Below are 26,756 nucleotides of genomic sequence, written 5' to 3'. Positions count from 1 at the left end.
CTCTTTTTATGAAACAAATTTTATATTTTTTTATCTATACTTCAAATTTAGACCTCTTAATTCTAATTTTTGCGCCACTTTGCGCAATTACATATTTGCCCTTTTAATAAATTGTGTTTGGGGTTGGTAAAGCTTATTACAATATTTATTCGCTAAAGCAAATTGTAAATTCCTTGTTAAACGCCAGCTGATATGAGATAATAGTTTGAAAATGTACAGTATTTTTTGAAAGCTGTTTTTATTCCCAGTAGTAAGCTTCCGGTATTAAGCTTCAATATTAAACAGCATTTAGATTCAATATTAAGTTACAAAAGAAAAAGGAGAGGTATATTATGAGTTTTCATTTTGACAAAAAGATTCAGCTACTGACGGACAGACTGCTCCTCCGAAGCTTTGCCAATACAGATATACCTGATATGCTTAAGAACTGGATTGCTGACCCGGAAGTACAGAGCGGCTACGGAGAACCTCCATTCACTACCGAAGAAGAAGTAAGTAATTTATTAGACACCTGGAAACAACAATACCGATGGGCAATTATATTAAAATCATCCAATGAAAATATAGGACACATCAGCTTCTGCCGAATGTATGAAGATATCAGTACCGCAGAAATAGAATACTGCATCGGAAAAGATTTTTGGGGCAGGGGCATTGTAACAGAAGCTCTGGATGCTTTCATCAAGCATACCTTTGAAAATACTTCCATCACAAAAGTAGAAGCTTATCACAGGTTTAACAATCCCGGCTCCGGACGTGTTCTTCAAAAGTCAGGTTTATCCCCCGTTACAAATGTGCAGCGCTTTTCTCACCTTCTCAAAGCCCCTGAGGGCGACCTCTGTTATGCGCTTACCAAAGAACAGTTTAACCTTTAAATTTTATAACTGCTCTTAAATAAGCCAATAACATGGGATGAGGAGACTCTGCTGAGGAGCTTAATTGAGGCTGGAACAGTGTGGCCAGATAAAATCTTTTACCGGGAATAGTGATGATCCTGGCTTCCCCCTTATCATCCACCCCAATTACACGAAAGCCGTTTCGGTCCAGCTGATTCTGAAATTCTTTATTCAACTCCATACTGCAATTATACTTTTCAATTATTTCTGAACTTTCATAAATGTCAGAAAGTATGGAAGCTTTCTCTACCTTTAAATTCTTTGCCTGTCCGACAAGAGAGCAGGACAAGGCGGTTATGTACTCATTAGGCTCATACAGGTTAAAGTCCTTATCCTGCAGTGCCTCTATCTCTAATACGTTTTTGCCGTATTCAATGGCTACATGCTGAAACCCGCCGCAGGTTCCAATAAAGGGATAATCCTCTTCTCTGGCAAATTTTATGGCTTTAATAGCTCCGTTCATACTCTTATAGGGACTTCCCGGTGCACACCAAAGGCCGTCATATTTCTTAAGCTCCTTGCAGCTGTCCTCCAGTTCCGTCGTCGGCAGCCAGGTATATACTGCTTCTAACCCCAGCTGACTGGCACAATGTTTTAATGCCTCCTGGGTGGCCAAATGAGAAGGACGCCCGTCGTAATCTCCAATTATACCGATATTTATCTGCATAATCATTACCTCCTCCATTATACAGGTATTTTTATTCTTATTCCTGTTTTCTTTCTGCTTTGTTTATTTAAAATTTAAACTGCTTTATATTCCTTGTTATGGCTGTAAAAATCCATTTAATATTAGGCTGCACAGTGCAACAAATCCCCTAAAATCTTCTATATCGTTAATATTGTTTTTTATCCATTGTTTTTTATCCATTGCTTTTTATCCATTGCTTTTTATCCATTGCTTTTTATCCATTGATTCTCAGACTTTCCTTATATCTCTGATTTTAAAATTGACTCTATTATGGTGTCGATATCAGCAAGGGCACCCCTCCCCACATCTCCGCAGGCGAGCAGCGCTTCCTTTGGTTCTACAAATTGATAGCCATAAGAAATCAATTTCCTTATATTATCCTGGGTTATGGGATTTTCATACATGGCAGTATTCATAGCGGGGCATATAATGACGGGTTTATTTTTTATTGCCATAACTACTGTTGAGAGCATATCATCTGCAATGCCCGAAGCTAATTTCCCGATAATATTAGCGGTAGCCGGTGCAATAACACAACAATCCGCTCTTTGTGCCAGGGAAATATGCCTTACATCCGGATAAGCTATTTCCTCAAACATATCAACATAGACCTTATTCTTTGTCAAAGTCTGCAGCGTCAGAGGTGTTATAAACTGAGTTGCAGATCTTGTCATGATGGTATTAACCGTAATACTTTTCTTGGTAAGCTGACTGGCAATGTCTGCAGCTTTATAGGCCGCAATACTCCCGGTTATTCCAAGTATAATCTCTTTCATTAATCCACCCTTCTTCCTTTCTTATAAGGGCAGCTGCTATAAGCAGCTCGTATATATCAGTGACCTTTTACAGTTCTCGAATAACTGCCAGACGTTTCACCGTCGTTTGTGCAATTGCTTCCGCTATCGCTTCTTTCGTCAAGAAAGTTCCATAGTTCTTCTTACGGTCTATCAGATAACCTACATGTCCCATTTCCGTTATATCCTTTAAATCATTAGCCAGGACGAAGCTGCATTTGTTCTTTTCCAATAATCCATAGGCAGTATCAATTAATTCCTTGTGACTTACATGGTCCAATAACTTGAAGCCTGTGAGAATTGCATTGGGTGCTAAGTCCTTAAACAATGAAATGATTTTAGGAGTTTGCTCCATGGTTAAGATAAGATTATTTATATCTGAACGGATTTTACCGTCAGTATTTAATATGGTATCAGAGGTCTCCATTAAGGATACCATATATTCCTCTGTTATATCCGGCAAGCCGGACAGCGATGCCTTTAAGCCGGCATTCAGAGAGTTTGCAAGAGCTGCTGCTGAGGTTACCTTATTAATCCGATAATCACTAACCGCCATGCTATGGACTATAATATCTATATCCTTTTTCTTAAGGATGCTTTTTATAGCACTCTCCAGACTTGCCACAGTATCTACATAGGTAATCTCTGCCCGGGTTCCTTGTGGGATAAGGGCTTTTCTGCCGCAAATAAAATAAATGCCTGTTACTTCCGGCATGGCATCAAACTTCTCTGCAATCAGACTCCCGAGTTTTCCGGTAGATGTATTGGTTATACTTCTGACACTGTCAATCGGCTCTGTAGTACCCCCTGCCGTTATTAGTATTTTCATCTTATTCCAGCTTTCCTGTTAAATTAGTAACCCCAAATGATAGCCCTTACACTTTTTTTATAAGGCTTATTTTATTATATAAATATTTTCATTTCAACTAGGGTGTGTCTGAAAACTGCTTGTGCCGGGCTGGATGTTCCACTTTGTGGGAGACAAGGCGTGATTTTGGGTGCGTAGTGGTGCTACGTTCCCAATATTGCAACGCAGAATACCGCAAAGTGGGGCATTCAGAATGGTGCAATGAGTTTTCAGACACACCCTAGTTGCAACAATTAAAATCACCAACCCTGCAACAATGATTAAAAGCCACCCATCAACACTTACAATAAATATAATAAACTATTTACACTGGTTTTATAATTCTGCCTGCCAACAGTTTTCTTCGTTACTCTGGCCTCTGCTGATTGAAAGAAAAAAACAAGAAACATCATGATAAACATAAAGTAATATACTTTACTGTCCGATATATTATATGGAAATTATAGGATGAATTTCTTTTACTTAACCACGGAAGGTATTGTTTATTTCATAATAGCAGTGCCTTTTTTTGTATGTTTTACAAAAAACGTCATTGTTATAAAAACACTTGAGATAAAGGAGATATCAGGATGGATGTATTAACACAACTTGGAAACACCATAACTACAAATGGAAAAATTACAAGTTATTTTTCCAAAAGAGAGACGGCAGGGGCAGAAACACCCTCAACAGCAGAATCCTTTGAAAGTCTAATAACAGCAGGCACAAAAATTGAAGCTTCAGAAAAAACCATGCCAGCATTTATAAATGGTGCAGGGAAAGCCCCTTATATGGATCTGGCGGATGCCAGTGGACAGATAACTTATAATGGTGTAACTTTTCAGTGTGATAACAGGAATAATGCATTATGTTTAGGGGATATGAGTGACGAATCACAGGTACTGACAATTCCTCTGTCAGGAGGAGGCTCTCTTAAAGTCAATGTCAATAGCCTGGATGGGCTTGGCAGAGCTATCGGTATGTTTACTCCAGCGGATCAGAAGCGTATTATGGATGCTTTAGCCATCTATGCTAAAGTTAAGAACAAACAGGATGAGATGAAATCTGAAGTTGTTAAAGTATATAAGAATCTGACGGTCAAGTAAATGTAATTTGAAGTGGGGTTGTTTTAACAGCCCCACCTATTTTTATACTATTTCCTCCAATTTCTTTAGCCTTTCACCAGCATCCTTAGCAATCCATAACTTATTGCCCAGTTTGGATATTTTCCTGTATTTTGTCATTGCCTGTTCCTGCTCTCCGTTGATATCATCCATTCGTGCAAGGAGATACAGAACACCTAAATACTGTCGTTTAGGCAGGTCCGTATTCAGAAGCTTTTTTAGGCAGGCATAGCTTTCCTTATACCTATGTAAGAAGTAAAATCTTTCACCTACAAGAATTTCTGCCGATTTCTTTAACCTTTTACCATATGGACACAATCGCACCAACTCCGTCTCATATAAAGCTTCCGCCTTTTCTATCTCTCCCAATTCGTAATAACACAGGATACGGTTAATGGTATAGACATAATAGGAGTCATTCTTCTCAGATAAATCTGCCTCTTCTATACTGTTCAGATATTCCAGTGCTTTGTTAGAATCACCCATTATAAGATAAGCTGTTGCACGGTTTATATCCAGTATCACTGCTGCCCTTCTATTCCTCCTGTATTTTCTCTCCAGCCGGTCAATCATATTGAGATATTTCTCCGGCTCACAATCCCAATCCAGGACCCTTTGAAACCTAACATTTCTAATAAGAACAACTATAATTTCACATGCCAGTAATAGCAGCGCAATAATAAATATAGACAAAACTGTATTTACATGTAGTGATAAAAGGACAATTTCAGAAACGATGGCTATCGTAAAAAATAAAATTGTATAAATGCTTCATCTCCCCCTTTCCAATAACATTGCTACTACACCAGTATATTCCAGTCTTCAATTTCCTGCAACACTCAAAAAAGGAATTACGCTTAAAACCCCCTGGCAGAGGCTTTTTTCGCCTGTGTAGAAATGCAAAATAGAAACACCCGTATATCTGATTCCATTATCCATAACAATCCCACCTGCATATAATTAATTAGTTGAATAATATAGATGCTTCAACTAAATTTAATATTTATTGGGATAAGTATGAAAAATATGTATTTCTCACACTTGCCTGATACGGTGCTTGCTGCTTATGTTTGCATGTTCTGAGAAAGGTATGGTTAATATTGTGATATCTTCAATTCAAAAAAAAGATAATGAAAAACTGAGATTTATACCAAATATGGGGCAGATAGATCCTTGTGTTGATTTCTATACAACCATGTATGGAAGCCATTTTTACTTTCAGAATAATAAAATAACAACACAATTTTATAGCAAAAAAGAAAAGGCAGCCTCTATCCACAAGGTGGTTTTGGATCTAACTTTTATAGATGCCGATGCTCTTAGTACACCGATAGGTCTGAATCAGAACGATGGTTATTTCAACTATATTTATAGTGGTTTACAAGAAAAAAATCATATAAATATACCCAATTATGATAAGTTACAGTACAAGAACCTGTGGGAGGGTATTGACTTAGAGCTTTATGGTGATGAACATGGACTTAAATATAATTGGCTGCTTCGTTCACCGGAACTTCTTGAGAAAATACGGTTTAAATGGACAGGTGTCCAAAGTATTACATTTACCCATGATAAAGGTTTATGCATTAAGCATGCAGAAGGTTCATGGATTGATCCTTCTCCTGTTGCCTGGCAAGAGTTAAATGGTGAAAATATACCTGTGACCTGCGAATATCAAATGAATAGTCAGGGAGAAATTGGTTTCAAGATTTTGGGTGAATATGACTGTGAAGCACCGTTAATTATTGATCCGCTAATTCAATATGCAACCTTCTTAGGAGGCAATGGTATTGATACTGCCAGTTCTATTGCTGTTGATTGCCACGGATATATTTATGTCATTGGTACTACCCTCTCCAATAATTTTCCAGTAACTGATGGTGCTTTTCAGACCTTCCCAATTGGAACCAGTAATGTGTTTGTAACAAAGTTTGCTCCGGATGGAATTGGATTAATATACTCAACCTATCTGGGTGGCTCCGAAAGAAATGTAGGCTTTGATATTAGTTTAGACAAATGTGGTTGTGCTTATATTACAGGATATACAACTTCCAAGGACTTTCCAGTTACACCCTGTGCATTTCAGACACAGAATAGCAGTGACGATGATATTGGCTATATTTCTAAATTATCTTCAGACGGCAGTTACCTGGTGTATTCCTCCTATTTAGGTGGGGGAAAATTTACGCTAGCCGCAGGTATCAAAGTAGATGATTGTGGTTGTGCTTATGTAACCGGAACAACCTATGCAACTGATTTTCCTGTTACGCCCTATGCATTTCAAACAAAGTTAAACGGAGTCTCAAGCGCATTTTTAACGAAAATTTCCCCAGATGGCAGATATTTAATATACTCCTCTTATTTTGGTGGAGATAATTTTACATCTGGTTCCACTATTGGTTTAGATGATTTGAACCATGCATATATAGCCGGAGGTACAAATTCAATTGAATTACCTGTAACTCCAGGAGCTTTTCAAACCCAATATGGTGGCGGTGTAGATGATGGATATATTGCCAAATTTGCCTGCGATGGCTCGTCTCTTATCTATTCAACTTATCTCGGAGGCTCTCTGGTGGATATGGTAGTAGGCATTCAAGTTAATGAAGATGGAACAGCGGCAGTAATTGGCGCTACTGCGTCCAGCAATTTTCCAGTGACAGCTGGTGCTTTTCAAACAACTTTACGCGGTGATGTGAATGTCTTTGTTTCAATCCTTTCAGCTGATGGAAGAAGACTTAAAAGGTCTACGTATTTAGGAGGGAGTAACATCGAAAATGGTAATAGTATTGATGTCGATTCCCAGAGAAATGTATATGTTACAGGAATTACACTCTCAGATGATTTCCCCATCACGCCTGAGATATTGCCATCCCATTTAAGCGGTAGTTCCGATGCGTTTGTTACGATACTCACACCTGATCTGAATCAGTTGGTTTTATCCTATTATCTTGGTGGAAGTAACGAAGATGCAGGTAATAAAATAACAGTAGGCTGCAATGGAACATTTTATGTAGTTGGTACTACTTCTTCCAGCGATTTTCCAGTTTCATCCGATGCATTTCAAACTGCATATGGCGGCGGTGCTTCCGATGCTTTCCTAACCAAAAGTACTTTTTTTAGATCCTGCCGAAATGAATAAATAAAAAGGGGCGCTACAGAAAAGACATTGACAGCTTGAATCTGCCAATGTCTTTCTTTTTATTAGTTAACAGTTAAAGCAATCCAGATAGATCTCTCTGTTTTCTCCAATACATTTTTCAGTTTAATCTCCTTATGAAGAACTCTGCCGTCTTCCATCTTAATGTCAAGCCCGATAATGGTTGCGTTGATCTCCTCATTTAAAACCTCATAGTATAATTTGTTTCTCTGTTCTATATCTTTTTCTCCCAGTTCTTTCAGATACTCCTCCTCATACCCATAATCTGTGTACTTTGCCTTAATTGCAATAGCATACTTGTACGCTCTTTCTTTCTGTTCTTTATACGGAACACTTAAGGTATTTCCATAATAATCGCGTTCTCCAAGCTTATACTCCTCCGTATAATTGCAAAATTGTCCTTTATTAAGAGAAAAATCCAGGTTCTCTACCCCTTCTCCTTCCACCTCCAGTGAATAACTCAATATATTATTAGAGCTCTCCCCACTGGCAGACCAGGCAGCGGAATCATTATCTTTGATCCGGATAGTCAGATTATTTTCCTTATCATAAAATTCCTCTTGCTGAACCCTTGGATCTTCCTCCGTGTTACTATTTAATTCCTGATTTTCTCCGGAAGATTTCTCCGTGTCTCCACCTGATTCCCATTCCTTTTCAAATTTCTCTATATATTCAGCTGCTTTCTCTTTATTTGCTCCCTTCGGATCAAGCTCCAGTTTAAAGAGTACATTCGTCCCCTGATAACTGTCCTTTTCTGTGATCAAACCTGTCTCTTCGTCATAATCAAAGGCTTCTGTACTATAAAAGTTAGTATCCGATACAGCCAGGTAAAGCTCCTTATCTGCAAAAATACCAATATTATCACACTCTGTGATACGGTAGAGAATACCATCGATAATCTTTTCCATATAACCGCCGTTCATGGTTACAATATTATATTTCCAGGGATTTAATCCTTGTATCAACGGTGTAACTAAAATACTGTGTCCATCATCCTCTTTGATATCAGCTCCATCCGCCCTTTCAATGGCAACTGCCACATAAATTCTATCCGGATGAAGTTCCCAGGCAGAACCGGTTCTTTCACTGATGGATTTTCCGGTTACATGTCCCAGATAGGTAATCTTATACATTCCATCTGTTACAGTCTTTATGACCTCTTTGCCCTCTTTGTCAAAGGCATCACCTAACTTCTTGTCATCCATTTCTTTTGCCGCCTCTTTCGGGCTTAAATACCGATATGCTGCATATACAGTTACCGGCAGTATCAATAGAACCATGGTTATGGCTGCTGCTATCATCATCTTCTTATAATTGTTCTTCATATTGCCACTCTCCTTAACCTTCTTTACAATCTTATTATTTAATTCCTCCGAAGGGTATCTGGCAGGAGAAAGGGCAGTTCTTAGGAGTTTATCAATATCATTCATGATTCCATACCTCCAGGCATTGTTTTAATAAAGTCCTCCCCTTATGCAGTCTGCTTTTAACGGTACCTTTGGGTATATGTAAGGCTGCGGCTATCTCTTCTATAGACATTTCTGCCGTATAATACATATACAATACCGTTTTTAATTTATCCGGCAGTTCCTGAACTGCAATACGTACTGCAGCTATTGTTTCCTTCCGGAGCAGCTCCTTCTCCGGTTGGTAATCTGGGGATTCCGACTCCATAAGGTTATCATCATATTCTTCCAGATGTATTATTTTCTGTCTTATTGCGAATTTCCTTTTATGATTCTGCCATATCTTTACCGAGATACCCATAAGAAAACTTTTGGGATTGCCACTGCTGTTAAGTCTGTGGCCTAACTCAACAGCTTTTAAGATAGTGTCCTGATACAAATCCTCTGCTTCAGCGGAATTCCCGGTAAGATTACAGCAAAAACTGTAAACATGCTTCCCATGTTCTGTTATCAATTGATTCAGTTCTTCTGTTGTCATACCTGTACCCCTTTGTCTATGAAATTCGGAAGTATCTGACCTTCTCATTTATTTATTGTAACAGGATCAAGTTTGGTTCATTTTATTATCACTATTTTTGAAAACTCTTTCCAGAGTTGGAATTATTTGTATTGTAGCATAACAAATCGGTACTATATAGTTATAAATCTTATAAAACGCGGGTAATTAGTTTATAAATCTCTTTTATCGAATGGTTTGACAGCAGCCTTATTCACAAAAAATACTCCGCAGCCAAGGCAAAGCGGAGTACATATTTTTCTTTGAAATAACAGGGCTGGCAGCAATTTCTCATCCCTTTCTGTCAACAGGTTTCATAGCGAATCATGATACCCTTTCCTGCCAGCAGGTTGCATAGCTAAAAACTATTCACATCTTTTCTGTCATGGCATTCAGGATATCATTCTTAATCTTCCAGACATCGTCTCCAAAATTGCTCACAACGGTTATATTCAGATCCTCATCTCTTTTATAAGTACTTATAAATGTTACACCCGGATCCATTCCTGTAAAATATGGGAGGATGCAGTCACCGTATTTCTTACTTATCCAGATTCCATAGCCATAGTTATCCTCATCTTCACTGGAACTCTGAATACGCAGCATTTCATCCGTCATCTCCGGCGATAAAAGCTTTCCGGATAACAGGGCCTTCCAGAAAAGTTCAACATCTGCTACTGTAGTAAAAACGCCGCCTGCACCGGTTCCTTTTACATCTACGCTATAGATATTAGTATAATACTCTTTTCTTTCCTCGTCCCAGATATAATTGCCGGCACAATTAGCAGGCAGTCTGTCCAGTTCAAAATAGCCTGTCCTCTCCATGCCGCTGGGGGTAAAAATATATTCTTTCAAATAAATGTCAAAAGGTTTCCCCGTTACTTTCTCTATTATTAATCCTAATACTACAAACCCCGTATTGTTGTATTGAAATCTTTCACCTTTTTCATACATCATGGGTTTGTCTATAAACAGAGGCAGCAAATCGGCAGATGTTCGTATTTTGTAATTTGGATAATCCCGCCAGAGCTCTTCATATTCCTCCATTATACTTTCATCAAAGTAATCCGGAATTCCGGAAGTATGTGTCAGCAGCTGTTTCACAGTGATTCCGGTATCAATTTGCTTTAAGTCAAACGCGAGGAGTTCACCGATGGTATCCTGGAAACTAAGTTCCCCTTTCTCTATCAGCTGCAGGATACCTGTTCCTATGAATACCTTACCTGCTGAAGCTGTGGCAAAGCTTGTTTCTGTTGTATTTGGTATTTCATTGGCAAGGTCCCTGTAGCCATAAGCTTTCCTGAATAATAACTCATTTCCTTTGCATATGGAGACACAACCACGAAAATCTCTGTCTATTATATTATTATAATCCATATTTACCTCTTTTCTGAAGCCGAATTGATATTGACTATTTTTCATTGGTTTACTGCAAGCAGTTAATATATAAATTATACACTAATACAAACCAATAACAATTCCAAGAATGTCACTAATCCGTTCTATACCCTCTTTCAATCATTTACAGTATGATAAAATAGCCTTTTCAGATATTTTCACCTATTCCTTTATTAATATGAATTTACCTTTCCTTATCCTGCTACGAATAACTTAATATAGCTACATGACGAAACGAATTTCATATTTCAATCGTCAAATTACGGTCTTTATTCTTTGTACTACACATTCTTTCCCTAATACGCTACTGACTTCCCATATATCCGGTGCATTCGTTCTGCCAGTTATAGCAACCCTTAGCAGATTGGTAAGCTCCACAATGCTTCCTTTATAATCCTCCGGCTGTTTCTTATATGCCTTTCTGTCAGTAGCATAACCCATTTGCCGGGTTATGTCTTTTACTTTATTGAACCATTCCTCTTTCTCTTCGGTAAAATCTATCTGCTCCAGATACAGACGCAGGAATTGCGCTCTTTCATCTGCCGGTATATTTGCCGGAAGTTCCTCTTCCCTTTTGAACGTTTCATCAAAGTACATGCTCATAAACTCACAGGTCTGTTTCCAATTAGTCAGATCCTTTCTTACCTTTGCAGTATTTCTGCCTATGGCAAGTGCTTTCAGTGCGAGCTCTCTGTTATTCATCAACACCTTCGCATAATCCTCATTCCAGACTTTCGCCCATTCCAGAAAACTGCTATACAAATCCTCAGCCGTCATACGGCTTAAGACCTCCTTACTGATATCCTTCATCTTATCCATATCAAACAGAGCCCCGGAGCCGCTCATTTTGTTCAGTGTAAAGGGAAACTCCAAATGATTCTTGTCCTGATTAGCAGCTCTCCATTCTTCATAATTGGAATTAAGAATTGTCAGCAGATAATTCCACATAGCCTCCGGTATATAACCCTCCTCCTGGTAATAGGCCAGTGCCAGTTCGGGATCTTTACGTTTCGATAGTTTTCTTTTGGAATTCCCGTCCATTTTCATCAGTGTGGCTGTATGGCAGTAAACAGGTCTTTTCCACCCCAAGGTATCAAAAAGTTGTATATGCATGGGTAAGGAAGGCAGCCATTCTTCTCCCCTGATTACATGGGTGGTTCTCATCAGATGATCGTCTACTACATGTGCAAAATGATAGGTAGGTATGCCATCGGATTTCAGGAGTACAAAATCCATGATGTTCTCAGGAAATTTCAGCTCTCCCCGAATGGCGTCATAAGCAGTAACAGTATCCTTAGCGTCTGGATTCGACTTAAACCGCAGTACATAAGAATCTCCTTTCTCAATCCTGCCCTTGATATCCTCATAGGATAATTTCCTGCTGACTGCCCATTCTCCATAATATCCTATGTTCTGTTTTAACTCTTTCTGTTTTTCTCTTATTTCTTCCAGCTCTTCTTCCCGGCAAAAGCAGGGATATGCCATTCCTGCCGCCACAAGCCGCTTTGCAAACACCTGATAGATTTCCTTTCGCTGGCGCTGTCTGTAAGGTCCGTACTGGCCATTATCCCCCTCCATGACAGCACCTTCATCAAAATAAATACCAAAGTACTTCATGGCTGAAATGATTATATCAACAGCTCCTTCTACCTCTCTCTTATTGTCTGTATCTTCGATTCTCAGATAAAAGCTGCCACCGCTCTGATGAGCCAGTCTCTCTGCTATTACTGCATTGTATAGATTTCCAAGATGGATAAAGCCGGTAGGGCTTGGTCCTATTCGGGTTATTATATTCTCATCAGAAACCCCTCTTTCCGGGTAACGTCTTTCCATGTCCTCTGATGTAAAAGTAACTTGTGGAAATAGTAAATCAGCTAATAATTTGTTTAACATAGCTTACTCCTTTCGTAGTACAGTTTTAAAGTTTTGCTGTTGGAATTACTAATGTGTCCTTTCAAAGAAATTCAGACATAAAAAAACCCTAAGCCAATTAAACAATCAGCTTAGGGCGAACTATAGTCCGTGTTACCACCTAAATTCAAGGATTACTCCTTGCTCTCACTCAGTACGGATATAACAATCGATACTGCTTTCCTTCTAACGGTGGAAATTCCGGTGCAACCTACTGAGATAACCTGTTCAGTCCACAGCTCCAAGACCTCTTCTATATTGCTTCGGTAAAGACTCTCAGCCTGAGGGTACCCTCTGTCTTCTCTCTGTGAACCGCCTTCAACATATACTAATTCTCTTCCATGCCTTTTTCTATTTCTGTACATAATATCACAACCAGATTTTACCGTCAAGATAGATTTATTTTTCCTTACGTTTTTCCCAGGCCGCCCATAAGGTTCCGGCAACACAGATTGAAGAATACCCGCCTGTTAAAATACCAAAGAACATCGGCAGTGAGAAATCTATAATAGACTCTATATGGAACACAACGGACGCTATCAAGATAATCAGGACACATAGTCCTGTGGTAAAGGACGTATTGATGGATCTTCCCAACGTCTGTGTGGTACTTTCATTTACCAGATTAACAACTGGCAGTTTCTGGTCGAGCTTTCTGTTCTCACGGATTCTGTCGTAAATAACAATGGTATCGTTAATTGAATACCCGATAACCGTAAGTACTACTGCCACAAAGGCATCATTAAGGGGTATTCCAAACAGTACAAAAGCAAAGAATACTACCAGTGCATCATGAAGCAGTGCAATCATGGCTGTTATTCCTGCCGACAAGCCCGATATGGCTGAAAATCTTATCCACACGTAGATTACAATGAATAGAGTAGACAGAGCTATTGCTATCCCTGCATTCTTAAGGGCTTTTGCACCGATATAAGGCTCCACTACAAAGGTTTCAGACAATTTGGCGTCTGCTTTTTCCATTGTACCGTTAATAGCCTCCGTCACCTCTGCCTGTTGCTCTGGTGACATTCCGTCGTTACCAGCCAGGGTTACGGAAAGTCTCTTACGCCCGGTCAGGTTATCCTCTTTGATCTGAACCGTCACCGGCCTGTTGGTCTGTTTTTCAACCGCCTGCTGAATCAACTCTGTATCGGCTTCTGAGGATACAGAGTAGCTTAATACTGCACCTCCGGTAAACTGGGTATCCAGTCTGATTCCTTTTGTAAAACATCCTGCAACTCCTGCCAGAATTATTATACCCGAGATTATGGCAAAAATATATTTTTTCTGGTAGAAGGGAATGACCTTCTTATCTTTTCTTATTCTGAACCATTTATCCTTATTCCACCTGTCATATACCACAAAGGATTGTATAAGATGTTTTGAGATGGTGACCCCTATCAGGAGATTAACCAACATACCAATTAAAAGGGTATAACCAAAACTTAACATGGAACCGGAACCAAAAATCATAAGTATAACTGCCACTATGGCTGTGGTGATATTTCCGTCCAGTACAGAGGAAAAGGCATGTTTATAGCCATAAATAATCGAACTTCTGACTGAGATACCTTTCTTTCGCTCATCGGAAATACGTTCTGCTATGATAATATTCGTATCCACTGCCATCCCCAGGGTTAATATAATCCCTGCTATTCCTGGCAGCGTCAGCGTATATTGAGGAATAGATATGGCCAGCAACTGTATCACCATTTGTAATACCAAGGTAATACAGGCCAGTACACCCGGCAGCTTGTAGAAGGTTATCATGAATACACAGATTGCAAAGAAGGCTATTATTCCTGCTGCCACCATGATGTTTAAGGCATTACTGCCTAAAGTGGGACTGATGGTGGAGAAATTGGTGGTTGCCAGGGAGAAAGGAAGGGCCCCTGCATTGATCTTTCCGGCTAATTCCTTCGCCTCTGCATAACTTCCAAGATTAGTGATAGCAGCCTCTCCTCCGGTTATTTTCACCTGTACCATAGGACTTGAGATCAGGTCGTCATCCATGTAGATGCTCATCCTCTGTCCTAACAATTTTCCTGTGGCTTCTTCAAAGAGCTTGGCACCTTTAGCATCGAATTTCAGTGCTACCTGATAGCCTCTGGTCACTCCGGAGGTAACATTCTCCGGTGCTGCACTTTCCACGTTCTTGCCTTCAATGAGGACATTCCCCGAAGGGTCTTTAAAGGTCAGTTCTGCCATTTCACCTAACTCAGCAATGGCGTCCTCCGGATTAAAGTTCTTCTCGTCGGATTTCCAGGGAAACTGAACAATCAAATAACCACCGCTCTTATCCACGGTAACTTCACGATCGGAAATATTCTGATTGTCCAGTCTGGTCTCAATAACCTCTCTGGCAGTTTCCAGTTCCTGCTCCGTAGGGCTGCGCTTAAGTCCCTGTGGTTCAAATATCGCTTCCACGCCTCCCCTGATATCAATACCGTAGCGCATGTCAAATACACCTTTGACTCCACTTCCGATTCCAAAAATTGCAATATAAATAAACACTGCTATGGTTATAAAAATAGCAGCAAGCATTTTCTTACCTGGCTTCATAGGTTGTTATCCTCTTTTCCTATTTAATTTTTTTTGCCGTTTAAATACCTGCTGCTCCTTTCTCGCCGTCCGAATTGTGTATAAATTGCATCAGAAATCTTCTGCCTATGTAACCGTCCTGTAATAAGACCGTTAAGCGGGTAAATAATATAAGGGGAATAAATAAGAGAACTGCTCTTAAGAAAATATATTTTAAATGGAGAACCTTAAGAGAAAAAGTATTTAAGGTCCCGGCAGAAATACCGGCTGTAAACTCATCTCCAGCAACTTCTTTTACTTCGAATATGGAATCGGTTTTATGGGAGGGTGCTTTTGTAAAAGCTCCTGCCTTCGTAGTATGGGAGGAAGCAGAATGAATCTTGCTGGTAACGGATATATTTATTTCTGCTGTTAATAACGCAAGGCAAAATAATACCGTTAGTATACATTGAACTGCCTTTTTGTTTCGTATCTTGTATCTCACGGGCTTCCTCCTTCGGTGAACTTCCGTTACATTGTACACTAAATTTGATGTATACTCAACCTTTACTTACTGGTATAATTCTTGCAGAGGGAATTTATTCCTTGGAGTTAATCCATAATGTTTTACCGGTACTTCTATGGATTAGACCGGTACTACAAATAATTTTATCAAAGCTTATGTAACTCTTTATCAAAGCAGAATTTAAGGAGGGTTAGAATGGATATTCCATCTACATTAAATACATATATCAACCATGAAATTGATTTATGGGATTTTTCCGGAGTAATAAGAATACGAAAAAACGGCAAAACATTATTTGAAATTAGCCGTGGTTATGCAAATGTTGAGTATGATATACAAAATAACATGAATACTCGTTTCAATGTTGCTTCTGTCACAAAGCAATTTACAGCATTTGCAATAATGCTTCTATACGACAGAGGCCAGTTAAAACTCAATGAAAAAGCGAACCTCTATCTGCCTTCAGACTTACAGGTACACCCAGAAATTACAGTTCATAATCTGTTGTCACACACCTCCGGTTTATACAACTATTACAATTTTGAAGATGACTTCTATATAGGAAAAGACAGGGCTCCCTATAATAAAAGCACTTTCTTTACGGACTGGATCAACAAAGAACTGACAAATGATCCAGGAACAGTCTTTAACTATAATAATTCAAATTATAATTTACTCGCCTGGATTATAGAAAATATTTCGGGACAAACCTTCAACGAATTTTTAACTGCAAATATTTTTATTCCTTTAGGAATGAAAAACTCGGAATATGACAATGGTCAGAACATAATAAAAAACAAGGCAAACAATTATACGCGTGATTATGGAAAACTTGTTAGAGTTCCATATTCAAATAATCTGTTTCATATAGGTGCAGGAGCGTTAGTAACGAATTGTGATGATATTCAAAAATGGTATGAGTGCCTTAAAAACCGGAAACTATTATCGGAGCAGTCCTATGACCTATATTTTAAGGAAAATATGAATCATTATTGTTATGGCTTGGAGCGATATAAGGAGGAGGGTAAAATCAAATACTGCCATGGCGGTGATAATCCAGGCATTTCTGCTTATACTCAATATTTCTTCGAGCAGGATATCTGTATCATCATTCTCTCTAATACAGAATCCTTAGATCAATATCGTTTTGGTAATTCACTTTCGTCAATTATGTTTGGTGAATCACCTCAGATTTCCAATAAGCCCGATGAATTTTTTGTTTCTTTAGATGAACTTGAGAAGTATTCAGGAACGTATCTGCCGGGTAAGATACATATTGAGATAAAAAACGGTAAGTTATATTTAGTCCGGGTGAATCAGAACATCCACATTGAACTGTATTGCGTTGGCAGCAATATGTTTATGAGACGTTATGAAGAACAGCAAAACCCCCATATCCTCCTTGGGGAAGGGGCTGTAAGACCCTCCATCTGGGGATATGAGTTGAGAAGCAAACAGTTCTTTTAAATTTTTTGGAAAATGAGTTATGATAAAAACTATATGCATTTATGATTTAGAGCAATTATATTGTATAATATTCCCATATATTTATCTGTAATTGTTTAGAAATAACAAACGGTATATAAAATGGAAGGAATAAGAAATATGATATTACAGGAATATTTAGAGAATCCTTGTGGTCTTTTATCTATACCATTTGGGAAAGCACAAAAAACTAATATACCAGAACATATGAAAATAATACATAATAATGACTTTTCTGAAGATATTCTATGTGAGTACAATGATACAGAATATTTTCGAATTAAACACAATTTAAAGAAAGTCGATAAATCAGTATTACCTTCTGAATTTTGCATTACTACAATAACAGAATCGCAGACTTCACAATTAGTAGAATTAATTAATAACTCTTATACACACCTTGGAATAAAAGTAGATATTGAACAAGTTAAGGGATGGACTAGTACAGAAGTTTATGCACCTGATCTATGGACATCAGTTTATAAAGGTAGCATAATGATTGGAGCAATTGTAGTTGATTATGATAATGTTGCTAAAGAGGCTATTATTGAATGGATGCAAGTTTTACCGGAATACAGAGGTATGGGCATTGCTTCAGCAATTTTAAACGACAGTTTACAACGTATGCAGGGAAGAGCTGATTTTGTAACAGTTTCAGGTATGGTTAATAATATAACCAAACCTGAAATGATATATAGAAAATGTGGTTTTATTGGTGATGATATCTGGCATATATTATCCAGAAAAATCATATAACGAAAAATTAATTTGCATGCTTTCACAATACTAAAGCAAGAGAGGGAATTGAACTTCCTCCTTAAATCAATATCTATGAGAATAAAAATAAAGATATAATCTAAATTTAAATACCACCTAATGTTACACTGTTTAATCTCTAAATCATGATGATGAAACAGTGTATTTTTTTACCCAAAGGATAATTAATAATACTATATCTGCTTATTAGCTAGAAATGATAGCCAATATATTTTTGCTGAGTCACTCTCCTCCACTAATTCAACTATTAGGGGTTTTTCTGGCTTCTATAATATCTTCTTAATCACCATATGTATTTATGAACTCTGATATCGTTGCAATAACACTGTTTTTATTCGTCCAATGGAGATAATGCTTACTTTCCTTCATTACCATACCACTGCTTCTATCAGACCAGTTTAATAATTCTTCCTGTGCCTTTGTCCACTTATCATCATTTTTTGCTGACAGAGCCAATAAAGGGATATCCTCCAGATAGCCATGACGAATAACCGTTTTTGCATTTTCATTAATCAATCCCAATCCCTTAAGATTCTCACTGCTACCTAGTTTATTATAATACATAGCAGCATCTATTTTCTTAATATCCTCTGGCAGCAGATGATTCCTGGTATCCTCGCCTACAAATGGAAGCATTAAACCAAAGTTTCCAAGCAGCCGATTTATACCTGTTAATCTAAGAACTGCGCTGGTTCGGTTAAGCAACATGGAATTCCATTCAGGATAATCTGCATAATACTCTGGACTCCCTCCGTCCAAAAATATGATTCCCTTAACCTCTCCCTGATATCTCTGGGCGTACCTGATAGCCTCTAAGGATCCCAGAGAATGGGCTACTAAAACATAGGGTGCAGCGTGTCCCGTTTCTCTTAATAACTCATGAAGCTCAGCTGTCACGTTATCAATGGTTCTGGGAATATCTGTTCCCTCACTCCACCCCAGGCCGGCATGATCATAACTGAAGGTTTTAGCATAAGCAGACAGTTCCTGCTGCATATAGTAAAAGTCTGTATAAGCGCTTGTGGTGCCTGAGCCAGCGATAAAGACAAGCGTATCCTTTCCGTTACCAAGGCTATACGTATGCATCTTATGGGAATTGACTGTAATTATTTTACCAGTTGGCAGATATCGATCCGCTTCATATCTCTCCATTATAATCTGCCATATCCCCCCTGCAACAATTATAAAAGCAAGAAGAAAAATTATTTTATGTTTTTTGTTTTTTCTATATTTACTTATCCCCATGATTATTTCATCCTGTGTTATTTTTTCCAAGCAACAGAAATGCTCTTCTTACAGTAATTAGTTCTTATCTCTTTGCACCTATAGAATAATAAACTATTGTACAATCTCGAATTTATAGTCCGTATTATAAGTATGGACATATATATACTTCCCTTTTTTTATCAAATAAGAGGCGGCTGATTTCAGCAACTGTTTGTTTAGGACTTTACCTGTGTTACTGTCTATCTGGTACAGATAATCCGGCTCGTCGGTAAATCCATATCCGGTTATGAGCACATTACCTACCATAAGAAAATTATTTGCGTTGCTGACCAAAGCTTTTGTTCTCCAAAGCACACTCTTGTCAGACAGCTTTATGGCTGTAATATAGCCATTCATATTCTTAGAGCTTTTAGCATAGGTACTATGACTATGGGAAACATAAAGTACACCGTCCTTTATCGTTGCCCAGTTTATACGCTGCTGGATAAAATCATAATCCGCTTTAATATATTGAGGTGAATACCGATAAGCAGAGAAGTCCAGCGAATATTTTAATTCCATTGTTTTTGCATTATAAATGTTCAGAACATAACCTTCTGAATAATCAGCCCCGTAGGTACAATAAATGTAAGTAGCATCATAGAATGCAGAGGTTATGAACAGGTCATTCCACACAGTATCCAGTTCTTCTGGCAGATTACCGGTTGCGTTGTTGCCATAATAATTAGGTACCTCATATGTATTCAAAGTCAGCTTATTCTCTTCAATCCATTTTTCATCATCGGAAATATTATTAGCTTTGCTGGTTTTCATATTTAATTTGACAGCCTTATTCTTTTTCGTTGCCGCTTTATCAGAGATGTAATAGCTGAAAGATGGCTTCTCAAGTGCAATCGTCTTTTCCTCTTTCGCTGCCGCATTTATTTTCATACCACTGTTACTCAACAGACAGGATACCAGAGCCAACAACACCATTGTTAATGCAATTACTTTCTTTTTCATACTATTTCCTTTCTATAACTTTCGCATTTGTTATGATTTAATCAATAAAATATCTTTCTCTCCATTGTACTATATATAAAAATATCAATCAACCATTAATCAACCATTATATGTAAGGTTATAGAAAGCCCAGATACACTATTAAAGATCGGTCTTTCTTTCCGTTTTCTAACTGACTGGGGGTATAAGTTCTGTATAGATGTCCTTATACCCCCAGCCAGTTAAAATGACAAGTTATTAACAAAATGAATGGAAATCAAGCAGATAGTACGAACAATTTTCTTCTATTAAAATGCTCTCATGCAGGTTTAAGCAATTTAATACCATCTGGTCATTGGTAAATCGTTATTGATTCCTTTGCTGATAAGAATTTGGTGCAAATCGATAATACCATTATTAAAGGTTGCGGCACAGGCACAAAGATACAAATCCCACATTCTTGTGAACTCAAGTCCCATCATTTCCTCAATCTTGGTCCTGTGTTCATTAAAGTTCTTATCCCAGCATAGAAGCGTTCTATTATAATGTCTTCGCAGACTTTCGACATCCAAAGCATAAAAATTATAGTCAGCACACAGATGAATGATTTCTCGGAGACTTGGGACCATACCACCGGGAAAAATATATTTCTTGATCCAGGCATCACCCGGGTATTCCCTCAGAGCACTGATGTAATGCAATAAGAATAAACCATGAGGCTTTAAAACAGAGTCTGCACAGGAGATAAATTGGTTATAATTATCTCTGCCTACATGCTCTATCATTCCAACACTGACAGCTCTGTCAAAGGTCCAGCCTTTCTTTGGCAAATCTCTATAGTCTAATATCTCTACGGTTAACTTATCGCTTAAGCCTTCTTCTTCAATTCTGTTTTTGAAGCTATTATACTGTTCTTTACTGAGAGTGATACCTTTACCAGTTACTCCATACTCCTTCACTGCCCGGATAAGTAAACTTCCCCAGCCACAGCCAATATCAAGAAGTTCCATACCTGGTTGTAAATAGAGCTTCTTAAGTATCCTGTCAATCTTATTGTTCTGTGCATCGTATAATGTATCAGTATCTTTCGTAAAATAGGCGCAGGAATAGCTTAAGGATTCATCCAGCCAGAGCTTATAAAAGTCATTTCCTATATCATAGTGAGAAGATACTTCCTGCTTTTGATTCTTTTTGGAGCTGGAGGTAAAGATCAACTTTTTTAAAGCTTTTTTGTCAGTATGAAATTTACCCATCTGACCCAGAAAGCAATTCAGTGCATGATATAAATCACCTTCGATCTCCAGGTCACCTCTCATATAAGCTTCACCCAACGCAATGGATGTACTAGTCATCAAATCAGTAATCGGGATCTCCTTGTTAAATTTAACTTTAAACAATGGCTCTCCTTCTCCAATCAGATGTTCTTTCCCCTTTAACTCTATTAGAAAGGGCTTTTCATCAAACTTTTTCATAAAGTCTATCATTAAGTTGCTTAGTGCCATATTATTTTCTCCTTTATTTAAACTTCCTCACATACATTATTTACCATTATTATCATTTAATTCTTCCATTTTATATTTTTTGGTAAAGCAGTATTAGGAACAGATAAAATAATATATTCAACAAGTCAATAAAATTTACATTATCCAATGGTGAGAAACCAAGAAGGATTAGGAAAATATGGTATTCAATTTGACAGATTTCGGCTACTATAATGTGATATACCCTCGTACAGTGTTTCTTGATCGGCTATGTTCGCCTGCATAAATCATAATAAATAATAATTTCCCCCTATTTTGTTGACAAGTGTAGACAGTAGATATACAATAATATTGTCTACGAACGTAGTCAGATTGGAGAATAAGATAGTGGATCAGAACTATATTAGCCTTACAACAGCTGAATGGAATCTCATGGAGTATTTATGGGATAATACCTCGTGTACAGGTCGTGAGGTCTCGGACCATTTCAGAAATCTTACCGGCTGGTCACGGACGACTACACTGACATTGCTGCACCGTGCTGTTAAAAAGGGCGCAGTTTATTGTGATAAGAGCCGTGGTATTCATACATATGCGCCACTAATCGCCCGAGAGGACGCTCTGATGCAAGAAACAGAGGCGTTTCTCAGCCGCGCCTGTAAGGGCAGTGTCAGTATGATGATGAGTGCAATTACTAAAAAGCAGGAGCTGTCAAGGAAAGAGCTAGACGAACTGTATGAAATTCTGCGTCAGGTGGATGCGAATCAGGCGTCAAAGGACAAGGAGGAGGAATAATATGGCTGAATGGATAATATCATCCTCTGTCCTTATCACAGTGGTAGCCGCCTTACGCTTTATCCTGCGCGGTAAGATAAGTCTGCGTCTGCAATACGCCCTCTGGGCACTGGTATTAATCAGATTGCTAATACCAGTGAGCTTTGGCGCCAGCTCTGTCAGCGTGATGAACGCAGTACCAGGTGTTCTTCCTGAAACGGCATTGTCTACGGATATACCAGCAGAAGCGTATACCCCTTTGGTGGAGGGAATATTGCCGGAAATATCTTCCCCCGTCACGCCGAAAAACATCGATGTGGGTACAAATGTTGAATCATACGCTACCGTTGTGTCTGACCATGTCCCCGATTGGAGCTTTGTTGCGCTGGTAATTTGGCTCATCGGCCTTGCCATTTTAGGCTTGTTCCTGCTTATTACGAACCTCCGCTTCTCTATCCGGTTGAGAAATGACAGATGCATGACGGATATCTATGGATATTCCTTGCCGGTCTATACTTCAGGTATGTTGGAAACTCCCTGCCTATATGGCTTATTTCATCCCGCTATTTATGTCACACAAGAGGTGAAGGAGGACGAACAAACTTTACGCCATGTACTGGAACACGAAGCTACCCATTATCGCCACCGGGACCATATCTGGGCAATCCTCCGCGGCGTGTGTCTGCTGCTGCATTGGTATAACCCGCTTGTGTGGATTGCCGCTTCACTTTCCATGCGAGACGCTGAGCTTGCTTGCGATGAAGGTACAATCAAGCGGATTGGTGAGGAGTCCCGCGGCGACTATGGCCGTTCACTTGTCGGGCTGACTTGTAAAAAGCGCAGCGTTCACACATTTCTGATTACGGCAACCACCATGACCGGCAGTAAGAAAGGCATTCAGGAGCGCATCATACTTATAGCGAAAAAACCAAAGACTGCGCTTTATACTCTTGTCGCTGTGATACTCGTGGTGGTCGTGGCGGTGGGTGGTACTTTCACCGGAGCTAAAGGTGCTGATACCAGCAGCACTTATATGGAAGACGCCCCCTCCTCCACCGACTTCACAGATCATTCAACGTCTGACGGCAACGCCTATACCATTCCATTGGATGATGTTTCATTTTACGGCCCTCATGGGATACAGCAGGAGTCCACCGTGGACGAATCGGACATTGCAGAGATTCTGGCCGAGGCGGAATCTGGCGGCGTTAAAATGCTGTTCTACAGGGCATACAGTGGAGATATCTGGGGTGCTTGGATGAAAGACGATGGGAGCGTTTACCGATTCCTTCAGGCTTATGACGCGCAGGAGTCGTGGGGGTATCAAAGCGGATTTTCCATCGAACCATTCCAGAACCTGTTTGGTCGTGACGGCTTCATCATGAGTTTACTCCTTGGTGCATCCTATCGCGTCTATGATTACTATTTTTTTAATGAGAGCGGAGACATAGAACTGCTAGCCAGCTGTACAAACAATCACACTGTTCTGGATCTGAACGGAGACGGAAGCTTGGAGCTGCTTTACTTTTCGTACATAAATGAGCTTCGTCCATACTTCTATTTTCAGCGTGACAGCGGGCTCTATGAAGTTGATGTGACAGCACTTTTGTACAATACCTTTTTAGGCTGGAGCCACATCCAGTCAGAAGATTCTGTTTCCCAAGATGCGGAAGGCCCATACCTGGCCTTGACTTTCCGGCTGGGTGAAGAAGAAACGGAGTATAGTTGCCGGGTACGCTACACGGGCAATGCACTGGTGGTTGAGGACATTCCAGAAAGCACATTCCCTGCCAACGGCGAAGTCTGGCTGATACAACAGGAGGACTATGAAGTCGGCCTGCGTAATCAAGGTGATAAGGTAGAAATTCTCCTGAGGCGAGACGGAGCCGTTATGGTACTCGGCAGTGCGCCTTCTGATTCCGATACACGGTATTCTCTGCGTTCCTTCGACGCCATCCCGGAGCTGAGCGGTTTTTCTTTGGAAAGTCTATCCGGTTCTGGCCGAATTTGTTGGTATTATGCGGTACAGGGCAATTCTGCGGTATGCTTTGCACAGAGCTTTGGCGGGGATGTGATCGACGTTGCTGCGGATTTGAATGGCGACGGCCAGGCAGAGCTAATCTGCAATGTCACTTATAACGCTGACGGGGTAACCGATGCTCTGATTTACAGAATGAAAGACGACCTTCCTCAAGTAGCCAGTGCGAAAGATGCAATACTAAACATACCAGCAGACAAACACTTAGCGCATCCTGCCTCTGCTGTTTATGATACAAACACCGGATTGGTCACGCTTGAATACCAGATCGCGGGCGAGAATGACTTGCACGTAGAAACAGCGCCCTTGAATTATGATACTTTGCAATTCAAGGATTTTACTACAATTGAGACACAATCGAAAGAAACAGATTATTCGGGATACAATGAACTGATTGCTGAGGCAAGAGATGTGCTCGAAAATTTTGATGGAAACTATCCAGACGAGGAACCATTTAGCAGTGTATTTTATCAGCGATGGGACTACGAAACACTTGGTTATCTGATAAAAGACATTGATGGCAATGGTGTAGATGAGCTTATATTTGGTGCAAATACAGATGGCTGGGATAACGGCGATTGGGATGGTCTCATATATGATATCTATACGCTGGTAAATGGAAACGTGTTTCATGTACTGGATGGATGGGAACGTAATCGGTACTATTTCTGTGAAAATGGTTATATTGCAAATGAGAGCTCAAGCAGTGCCTTCGAGTCCACATACAGCTACTATACGTACAGCGGAACCGAACTGTCCATGGTGGAATCTGTTCTATATTACAGCCGGAGAGATGAAGAACATCCCTGGTTTCATACAACCGAGCAGGAGCCTGACATCAAAAATGCAGAGCCGATTAGTGAGAGCAAAGCTGCAGAGATTAAGAGCAAATATTTACACGAACATCCACAATATACACCATTTATCGAATAAGGCGTAGATGTAGCAGGTGTGTAACGAATTCTTACACACCTGCTTTTTTCCAGATTTAATCCCCCTGCTATATTTCCTCCCAGAGGATTCTCCCCTCCACCTATTCACAATTATTGACTTGCTTACGTGATTGAGGCTTTAAAATCCTTTAGCTTAGAAGGCTTGGAAAACACCTGGTAGCTATGCTGTTATATCGTAAACCAGCAGATTGTATAGGTTCTTTCCAGTTGGAATCCCACTTTAAGCGCAGTTTTTTCTGAGGCTATATTATCCTCTGTACAGTCCCATACACAGTCTCTTTCTCTTTTACCAGCCTCATGTAATGTCTTATAAACCAGCATTGTAGAAATTCCTTTTTTTCTATGTTCAGGTATGGTATCAACACCAATGTTGTCATGCTTCTTATAGCTGCAGGTAACCAATGCCCGACTAACAATGTGACTGTCAATGACAGCTGCATAACCATAGCTATTATTTAAATAAGCCTCCCTTGTTCTCCAGGTATCCCTTATCTCTTCTGTAACATACTCCATATTATCAAATCTTCTATCAAAAAAATTGCTATCTATTGCAAAAATTTCATATAGATTACTTACTCTTTTAATGCTCTCCATTGGGTTTTGATTCAAAGTAAAAACCTTCTGCTGCTCTGAATCAATATTCCGGTCTTCAAAAATCTCAAAAATCATATTGGCTAATTCATCATTATCTGCTCCGCATTCAAAATAGTTTAACTCTCTATCCTTCAAAAATTGAAAAATCTCAGATACAAAAAAATTGCGCAGAGAACTATACTCAGATTTTTCCAGAGCCTTTCCCATTAATTGAAATCCTTTCTGATACTCATTCCAAACAACTGCAAACGACGGTCTTTCAAGGTTATTAACCCATACCCGTCCTACCATACTATCTTCTAGAACACAGCTAAAATAAATACTACTTGTTTCACCTGAAAGCAATTCAGCCAAAAATATATTTCTGTCCCGTATCTCAATCATTCGAACCTCCAAATTAAAAGCTAACATAACATAACTCTAACACCTTCGCACCTGTACAGCAAACTCAAACCTAAAACAGAATCAAAGAAATGAAAGTGGTGTTGTATTATAAACGATTTTACAGCAAAAAGCCTCCTGGCTTTCCTTAAGACACCGGCTGCAAGACACCAAACCGGCTTTGTATGCTATAATCGAATAAATAGTTCGTTTTTAGCATACATAACAGGTAACATGTT

The 26,756-nt window shown here is 39.2% G+C and carries 22 protein-coding genes and 1 other annotated feature; of the genes, 7 read left to right on the top strand and 15 right to left on the bottom strand.

The window, feature by feature from the left end:
- The first annotated feature begins 332 nt into the window (after positions 1–332).
- Complete coding sequence (locus R2R35_RS15970) at positions 333–875, top strand: GNAT family N-acetyltransferase (protein WP_317730829.1); 543 nt, start codon at positions 333–335, stop codon at positions 873–875.
- Here R2R35_RS15970 and R2R35_RS15965 read toward each other — a convergent pair.
- From R2R35_RS15965 to R2R35_RS24740, 4 genes are all read right to left on the bottom strand, one after another.
- A complete protein-coding gene (locus R2R35_RS15965) occupies positions 865–1,563 on the bottom strand; it encodes a CTP synthase C-terminal region-related (seleno)protein (protein ID WP_317730828.1) in 699 nt (232 codons plus the stop codon). The two genes, R2R35_RS15970 and R2R35_RS15965, sit on opposite strands and share 11 nt — an antisense overlap.
- Positions 1,564–1,823: 260 nt before the next feature.
- On the bottom strand, positions 1,824–2,360 hold the full coding sequence (locus R2R35_RS15960) for a phosphopantothenoylcysteine decarboxylase (RefSeq protein WP_317730827.1): 537 nt from the start codon (positions 2,358–2,360) through the stop codon (positions 1,824–1,826).
- Between the two features lie 67 nt (positions 2,361–2,427).
- The gene (locus R2R35_RS15955) at positions 2,428–3,207 is read right to left on the bottom strand and encodes a phosphopantothenoylcysteine decarboxylase domain-containing protein (protein ID WP_317730826.1); all 780 of its coding nucleotides are present in this window, start codon (positions 3,205–3,207) and stop codon (positions 2,428–2,430) included.
- A 93-nt stretch (positions 3,208–3,300) separates the two neighbouring features.
- On the bottom strand, positions 3,301–3,465 hold the full coding sequence (locus tag R2R35_RS24740) for a DUF6783 domain-containing protein (RefSeq protein ID WP_442872296.1): 165 nt from the start codon (positions 3,463–3,465) through the stop codon (positions 3,301–3,303).
- 350 nt (positions 3,466–3,815) lie between these two features.
- On the opposite strand from R2R35_RS24740, the gene R2R35_RS15950 reads away from it, so the two are divergent.
- Positions 3,816–4,331, top strand: coding sequence for a hypothetical protein (locus tag R2R35_RS15950; protein WP_317730825.1), 516 nt, complete (start codon positions 3,816–3,818; stop codon positions 4,329–4,331).
- Positions 4,332–4,373: 42 nt separating this feature from the next.
- On the opposite strand, the gene R2R35_RS15945 is transcribed toward R2R35_RS15950, so the two are convergent.
- Positions 4,374–4,922 carry a tetratricopeptide repeat protein gene (locus R2R35_RS15945; protein WP_317730824.1) on the bottom strand — a complete coding sequence of 183 codons (549 nt, stop codon included), beginning with the start codon at positions 4,920–4,922 and terminating at the stop codon, positions 4,374–4,376.
- Between the two features lie 517 nt (positions 4,923–5,439).
- Between R2R35_RS15945 and R2R35_RS15940 the strand changes: the two genes are divergently transcribed.
- On the top strand, positions 5,440–7,491 hold the full coding sequence (locus R2R35_RS15940; protein WP_317730823.1) for a DUF7948 domain-containing protein: 2,052 nt from the start codon (positions 5,440–5,442) through the stop codon (positions 7,489–7,491).
- 62 nt (positions 7,492–7,553) lie between these two features.
- Here the strand turns inward: R2R35_RS15940 and R2R35_RS15935 are convergent, their stop codons facing one another.
- From R2R35_RS15935 to R2R35_RS15910, 6 genes are all read right to left on the bottom strand, one after another.
- On the bottom strand, positions 7,554–8,939 hold the full coding sequence (locus R2R35_RS15935; RefSeq protein ID WP_317730822.1) for a hypothetical protein: 1,386 nt from the start codon (positions 8,937–8,939) through the stop codon (positions 7,554–7,556).
- A complete protein-coding gene (locus tag R2R35_RS15930; RefSeq protein ID WP_317730821.1) occupies positions 8,932–9,453 on the bottom strand; it encodes an RNA polymerase sigma factor in 522 nt (173 codons plus the stop codon). Before R2R35_RS15930 ends, R2R35_RS15935 begins: the two co-directional genes overlap by 8 nt.
- Before the next feature lie 387 nt (positions 9,454–9,840).
- On the bottom strand, positions 9,841–10,848 hold the full coding sequence (locus R2R35_RS15925) for a serine hydrolase domain-containing protein (RefSeq protein WP_317730820.1): 1,008 nt from the start codon (positions 10,846–10,848) through the stop codon (positions 9,841–9,843).
- A gap of 276 nt (positions 10,849–11,124) precedes the next feature.
- Entirely contained in the window at positions 11,125–12,762 is a 1,638-nt protein-coding gene (gene gltX / locus R2R35_RS15920) for a glutamate--tRNA ligase (protein WP_317730819.1), read from the bottom strand.
- A 108-nt stretch (positions 12,763–12,870) separates the two neighbouring features.
- Positions 12,871–13,131 (bottom strand) — a binding site (T-box leader).
- 48 nt (positions 13,132–13,179) lie between these two features.
- A complete protein-coding gene (gene secF, locus R2R35_RS15915; protein WP_317730818.1) occupies positions 13,180–15,342 on the bottom strand; it encodes a protein translocase subunit SecF in 2,163 nt (720 codons plus the stop codon).
- A 40-nt stretch (positions 15,343–15,382) separates the two neighbouring features.
- The gene (locus R2R35_RS15910; protein ID WP_317730816.1) at positions 15,383–15,805 is read right to left on the bottom strand and encodes a hypothetical protein; all 423 of its coding nucleotides are present in this window, start codon (positions 15,803–15,805) and stop codon (positions 15,383–15,385) included.
- A gap of 216 nt (positions 15,806–16,021) precedes the next feature.
- On the opposite strand from R2R35_RS15910, the gene R2R35_RS15905 reads away from it, so the two are divergent.
- Complete coding sequence (locus tag R2R35_RS15905; RefSeq protein WP_317730815.1) at positions 16,022–17,293, top strand: serine hydrolase domain-containing protein; 1,272 nt, start codon at positions 16,022–16,024, stop codon at positions 17,291–17,293.
- A gap of 138 nt (positions 17,294–17,431) precedes the next feature.
- On the top strand, positions 17,432–18,067 hold the full coding sequence (locus tag R2R35_RS15900) for a GNAT family N-acetyltransferase (RefSeq protein ID WP_317730813.1): 636 nt from the start codon (positions 17,432–17,434) through the stop codon (positions 18,065–18,067).
- Positions 18,068–18,367: 300 nt separating this feature from the next.
- Here R2R35_RS15900 and R2R35_RS15895 read toward each other — a convergent pair whose 3' ends face one another.
- The 3 genes from R2R35_RS15895 to R2R35_RS15885 all read right to left on the bottom strand — a co-directional run bounded on the left by R2R35_RS15895 (position 18,368) and on the right by R2R35_RS15885 (position 21,798).
- Complete coding sequence (locus R2R35_RS15895; protein WP_317730812.1) at positions 18,368–19,333, bottom strand: alpha/beta fold hydrolase; 966 nt, start codon at positions 19,331–19,333, stop codon at positions 18,368–18,370.
- A gap of 93 nt (positions 19,334–19,426) precedes the next feature.
- Positions 19,427–20,317: a hypothetical protein gene (locus R2R35_RS15890; protein WP_317730811.1), complete on the bottom strand. Its 891-nt coding sequence runs from the start codon at positions 20,315–20,317 to the stop codon at positions 19,427–19,429.
- 317 nt (positions 20,318–20,634) lie between these two features.
- Positions 20,635–21,798: a cyclopropane-fatty-acyl-phospholipid synthase family protein gene (locus tag R2R35_RS15885; RefSeq protein ID WP_317730810.1), complete on the bottom strand. Its 1,164-nt coding sequence runs from the start codon at positions 21,796–21,798 to the stop codon at positions 20,635–20,637.
- A 330-nt stretch (positions 21,799–22,128) separates the two neighbouring features.
- Between R2R35_RS15885 and R2R35_RS15880 the strand changes: the two genes are divergently transcribed.
- Positions 22,129–22,572, top strand: coding sequence for a BlaI/MecI/CopY family transcriptional regulator (locus tag R2R35_RS15880; RefSeq protein WP_317730809.1), 444 nt, complete (start codon positions 22,129–22,131; stop codon positions 22,570–22,572).
- Position 22,573: 1 nt separating this feature from the next.
- The gene (locus R2R35_RS15875) at positions 22,574–25,522 is read left to right on the top strand and encodes a M56 family metallopeptidase (RefSeq protein ID WP_317730808.1); all 2,949 of its coding nucleotides are present in this window, start codon (positions 22,574–22,576) and stop codon (positions 25,520–25,522) included.
- Between the two features lie 188 nt (positions 25,523–25,710).
- Here the strand turns inward: R2R35_RS15875 and R2R35_RS15870 are convergent, their stop codons facing one another.
- On the bottom strand, positions 25,711–26,520 hold the full coding sequence (locus R2R35_RS15870; protein WP_317730807.1) for a GNAT family N-acetyltransferase: 810 nt from the start codon (positions 26,518–26,520) through the stop codon (positions 25,711–25,713).
- Between the last annotated feature and the right edge of the window lie 236 nt (positions 26,521–26,756).

Source organism: Anaerocolumna sp. AGMB13020 (assembly GCF_033100115.1).
Classification (GTDB): domain Bacteria; phylum Bacillota; class Clostridia; order Lachnospirales; family Lachnospiraceae; genus Anaerocolumna.
The sequence above is the reverse complement of the archived record's forward strand: the minus strand, read 5'-3'. Positions and strand labels throughout refer to the sequence as shown.

What these genes read in the sequence shown, in the direction of transcription:
- R2R35_RS15950 (WP_317730825.1), top strand. Translation starts at nt 3,816, where the DNA reads ATGGATGTATTAACACAACTTGGAAACACCATAACTACAAATGGAAAA.
- secF (WP_317730818.1), bottom strand. Translation starts at nt 15,342, where the DNA reads ATGAAGCCAGGTAAGAAAATGCTTGCTGCTATTTTTATAACCATAGCA.
- R2R35_RS15870 (WP_317730807.1), bottom strand. Translation starts at nt 26,520, where the DNA reads ATGATTGAGATACGGGACAGAAATATATTTTTGGCTGAATTGCTTTCA.
- R2R35_RS15945 (WP_317730824.1), bottom strand. Translation starts at nt 4,922, where the DNA reads ATGATTGACCGGCTGGAGAGAAAATACAGGAGGAATAGAAGGGCAGCA.
- R2R35_RS15895 (WP_317730812.1), bottom strand. Translation starts at nt 19,333, where the DNA reads ATGGGGATAAGTAAATATAGAAAAAACAAAAAACATAAAATAATTTTT.
- R2R35_RS15885 (WP_317730810.1), bottom strand. Translation starts at nt 21,798, where the DNA reads ATGGCACTAAGCAACTTAATGATAGACTTTATGAAAAAGTTTGATGAA.
- R2R35_RS15965 (WP_317730828.1), bottom strand. Translation starts at nt 1,563, where the DNA reads ATGCAGATAAATATCGGTATAATTGGAGATTACGACGGGCGTCCTTCT.
- R2R35_RS15930 (WP_317730821.1), bottom strand. Translation starts at nt 9,453, where the DNA reads ATGACAACAGAAGAACTGAATCAATTGATAACAGAACATGGGAAGCAT.
- R2R35_RS15960 (WP_317730827.1), bottom strand. Translation starts at nt 2,360, where the DNA reads ATGAAAGAGATTATACTTGGAATAACCGGGAGTATTGCGGCCTATAAA.
- R2R35_RS15970 (WP_317730829.1), top strand. Translation starts at nt 333, where the DNA reads ATGAGTTTTCATTTTGACAAAAAGATTCAGCTACTGACGGACAGACTG.
- R2R35_RS15940 (WP_317730823.1), top strand. Translation starts at nt 5,440, where the DNA reads ATGGTTAATATTGTGATATCTTCAATTCAAAAAAAAGATAATGAAAAA.
- R2R35_RS15905 (WP_317730815.1), top strand. Translation starts at nt 16,022, where the DNA reads ATGGATATTCCATCTACATTAAATACATATATCAACCATGAAATTGAT.
- R2R35_RS15875 (WP_317730808.1), top strand. Translation starts at nt 22,574, where the DNA reads ATGGCTGAATGGATAATATCATCCTCTGTCCTTATCACAGTGGTAGCC.
- R2R35_RS15890 (WP_317730811.1), bottom strand. Translation starts at nt 20,317, where the DNA reads ATGAAAAAGAAAGTAATTGCATTAACAATGGTGTTGTTGGCTCTGGTA.
- R2R35_RS15955 (WP_317730826.1), bottom strand. Translation starts at nt 3,207, where the DNA reads ATGAAAATACTAATAACGGCAGGGGGTACTACAGAGCCGATTGACAGT.
- gltX (WP_317730819.1), bottom strand. Translation starts at nt 12,762, where the DNA reads ATGTTAAACAAATTATTAGCTGATTTACTATTTCCACAAGTTACTTTT.
- R2R35_RS15925 (WP_317730820.1), bottom strand. Translation starts at nt 10,848, where the DNA reads ATGGATTATAATAATATAATAGACAGAGATTTTCGTGGTTGTGTCTCC.
- R2R35_RS15900 (WP_317730813.1), top strand. Translation starts at nt 17,432, where the DNA reads ATGATATTACAGGAATATTTAGAGAATCCTTGTGGTCTTTTATCTATA.
- R2R35_RS15935 (WP_317730822.1), bottom strand. Translation starts at nt 8,939, where the DNA reads ATGAATGATATTGATAAACTCCTAAGAACTGCCCTTTCTCCTGCCAGA.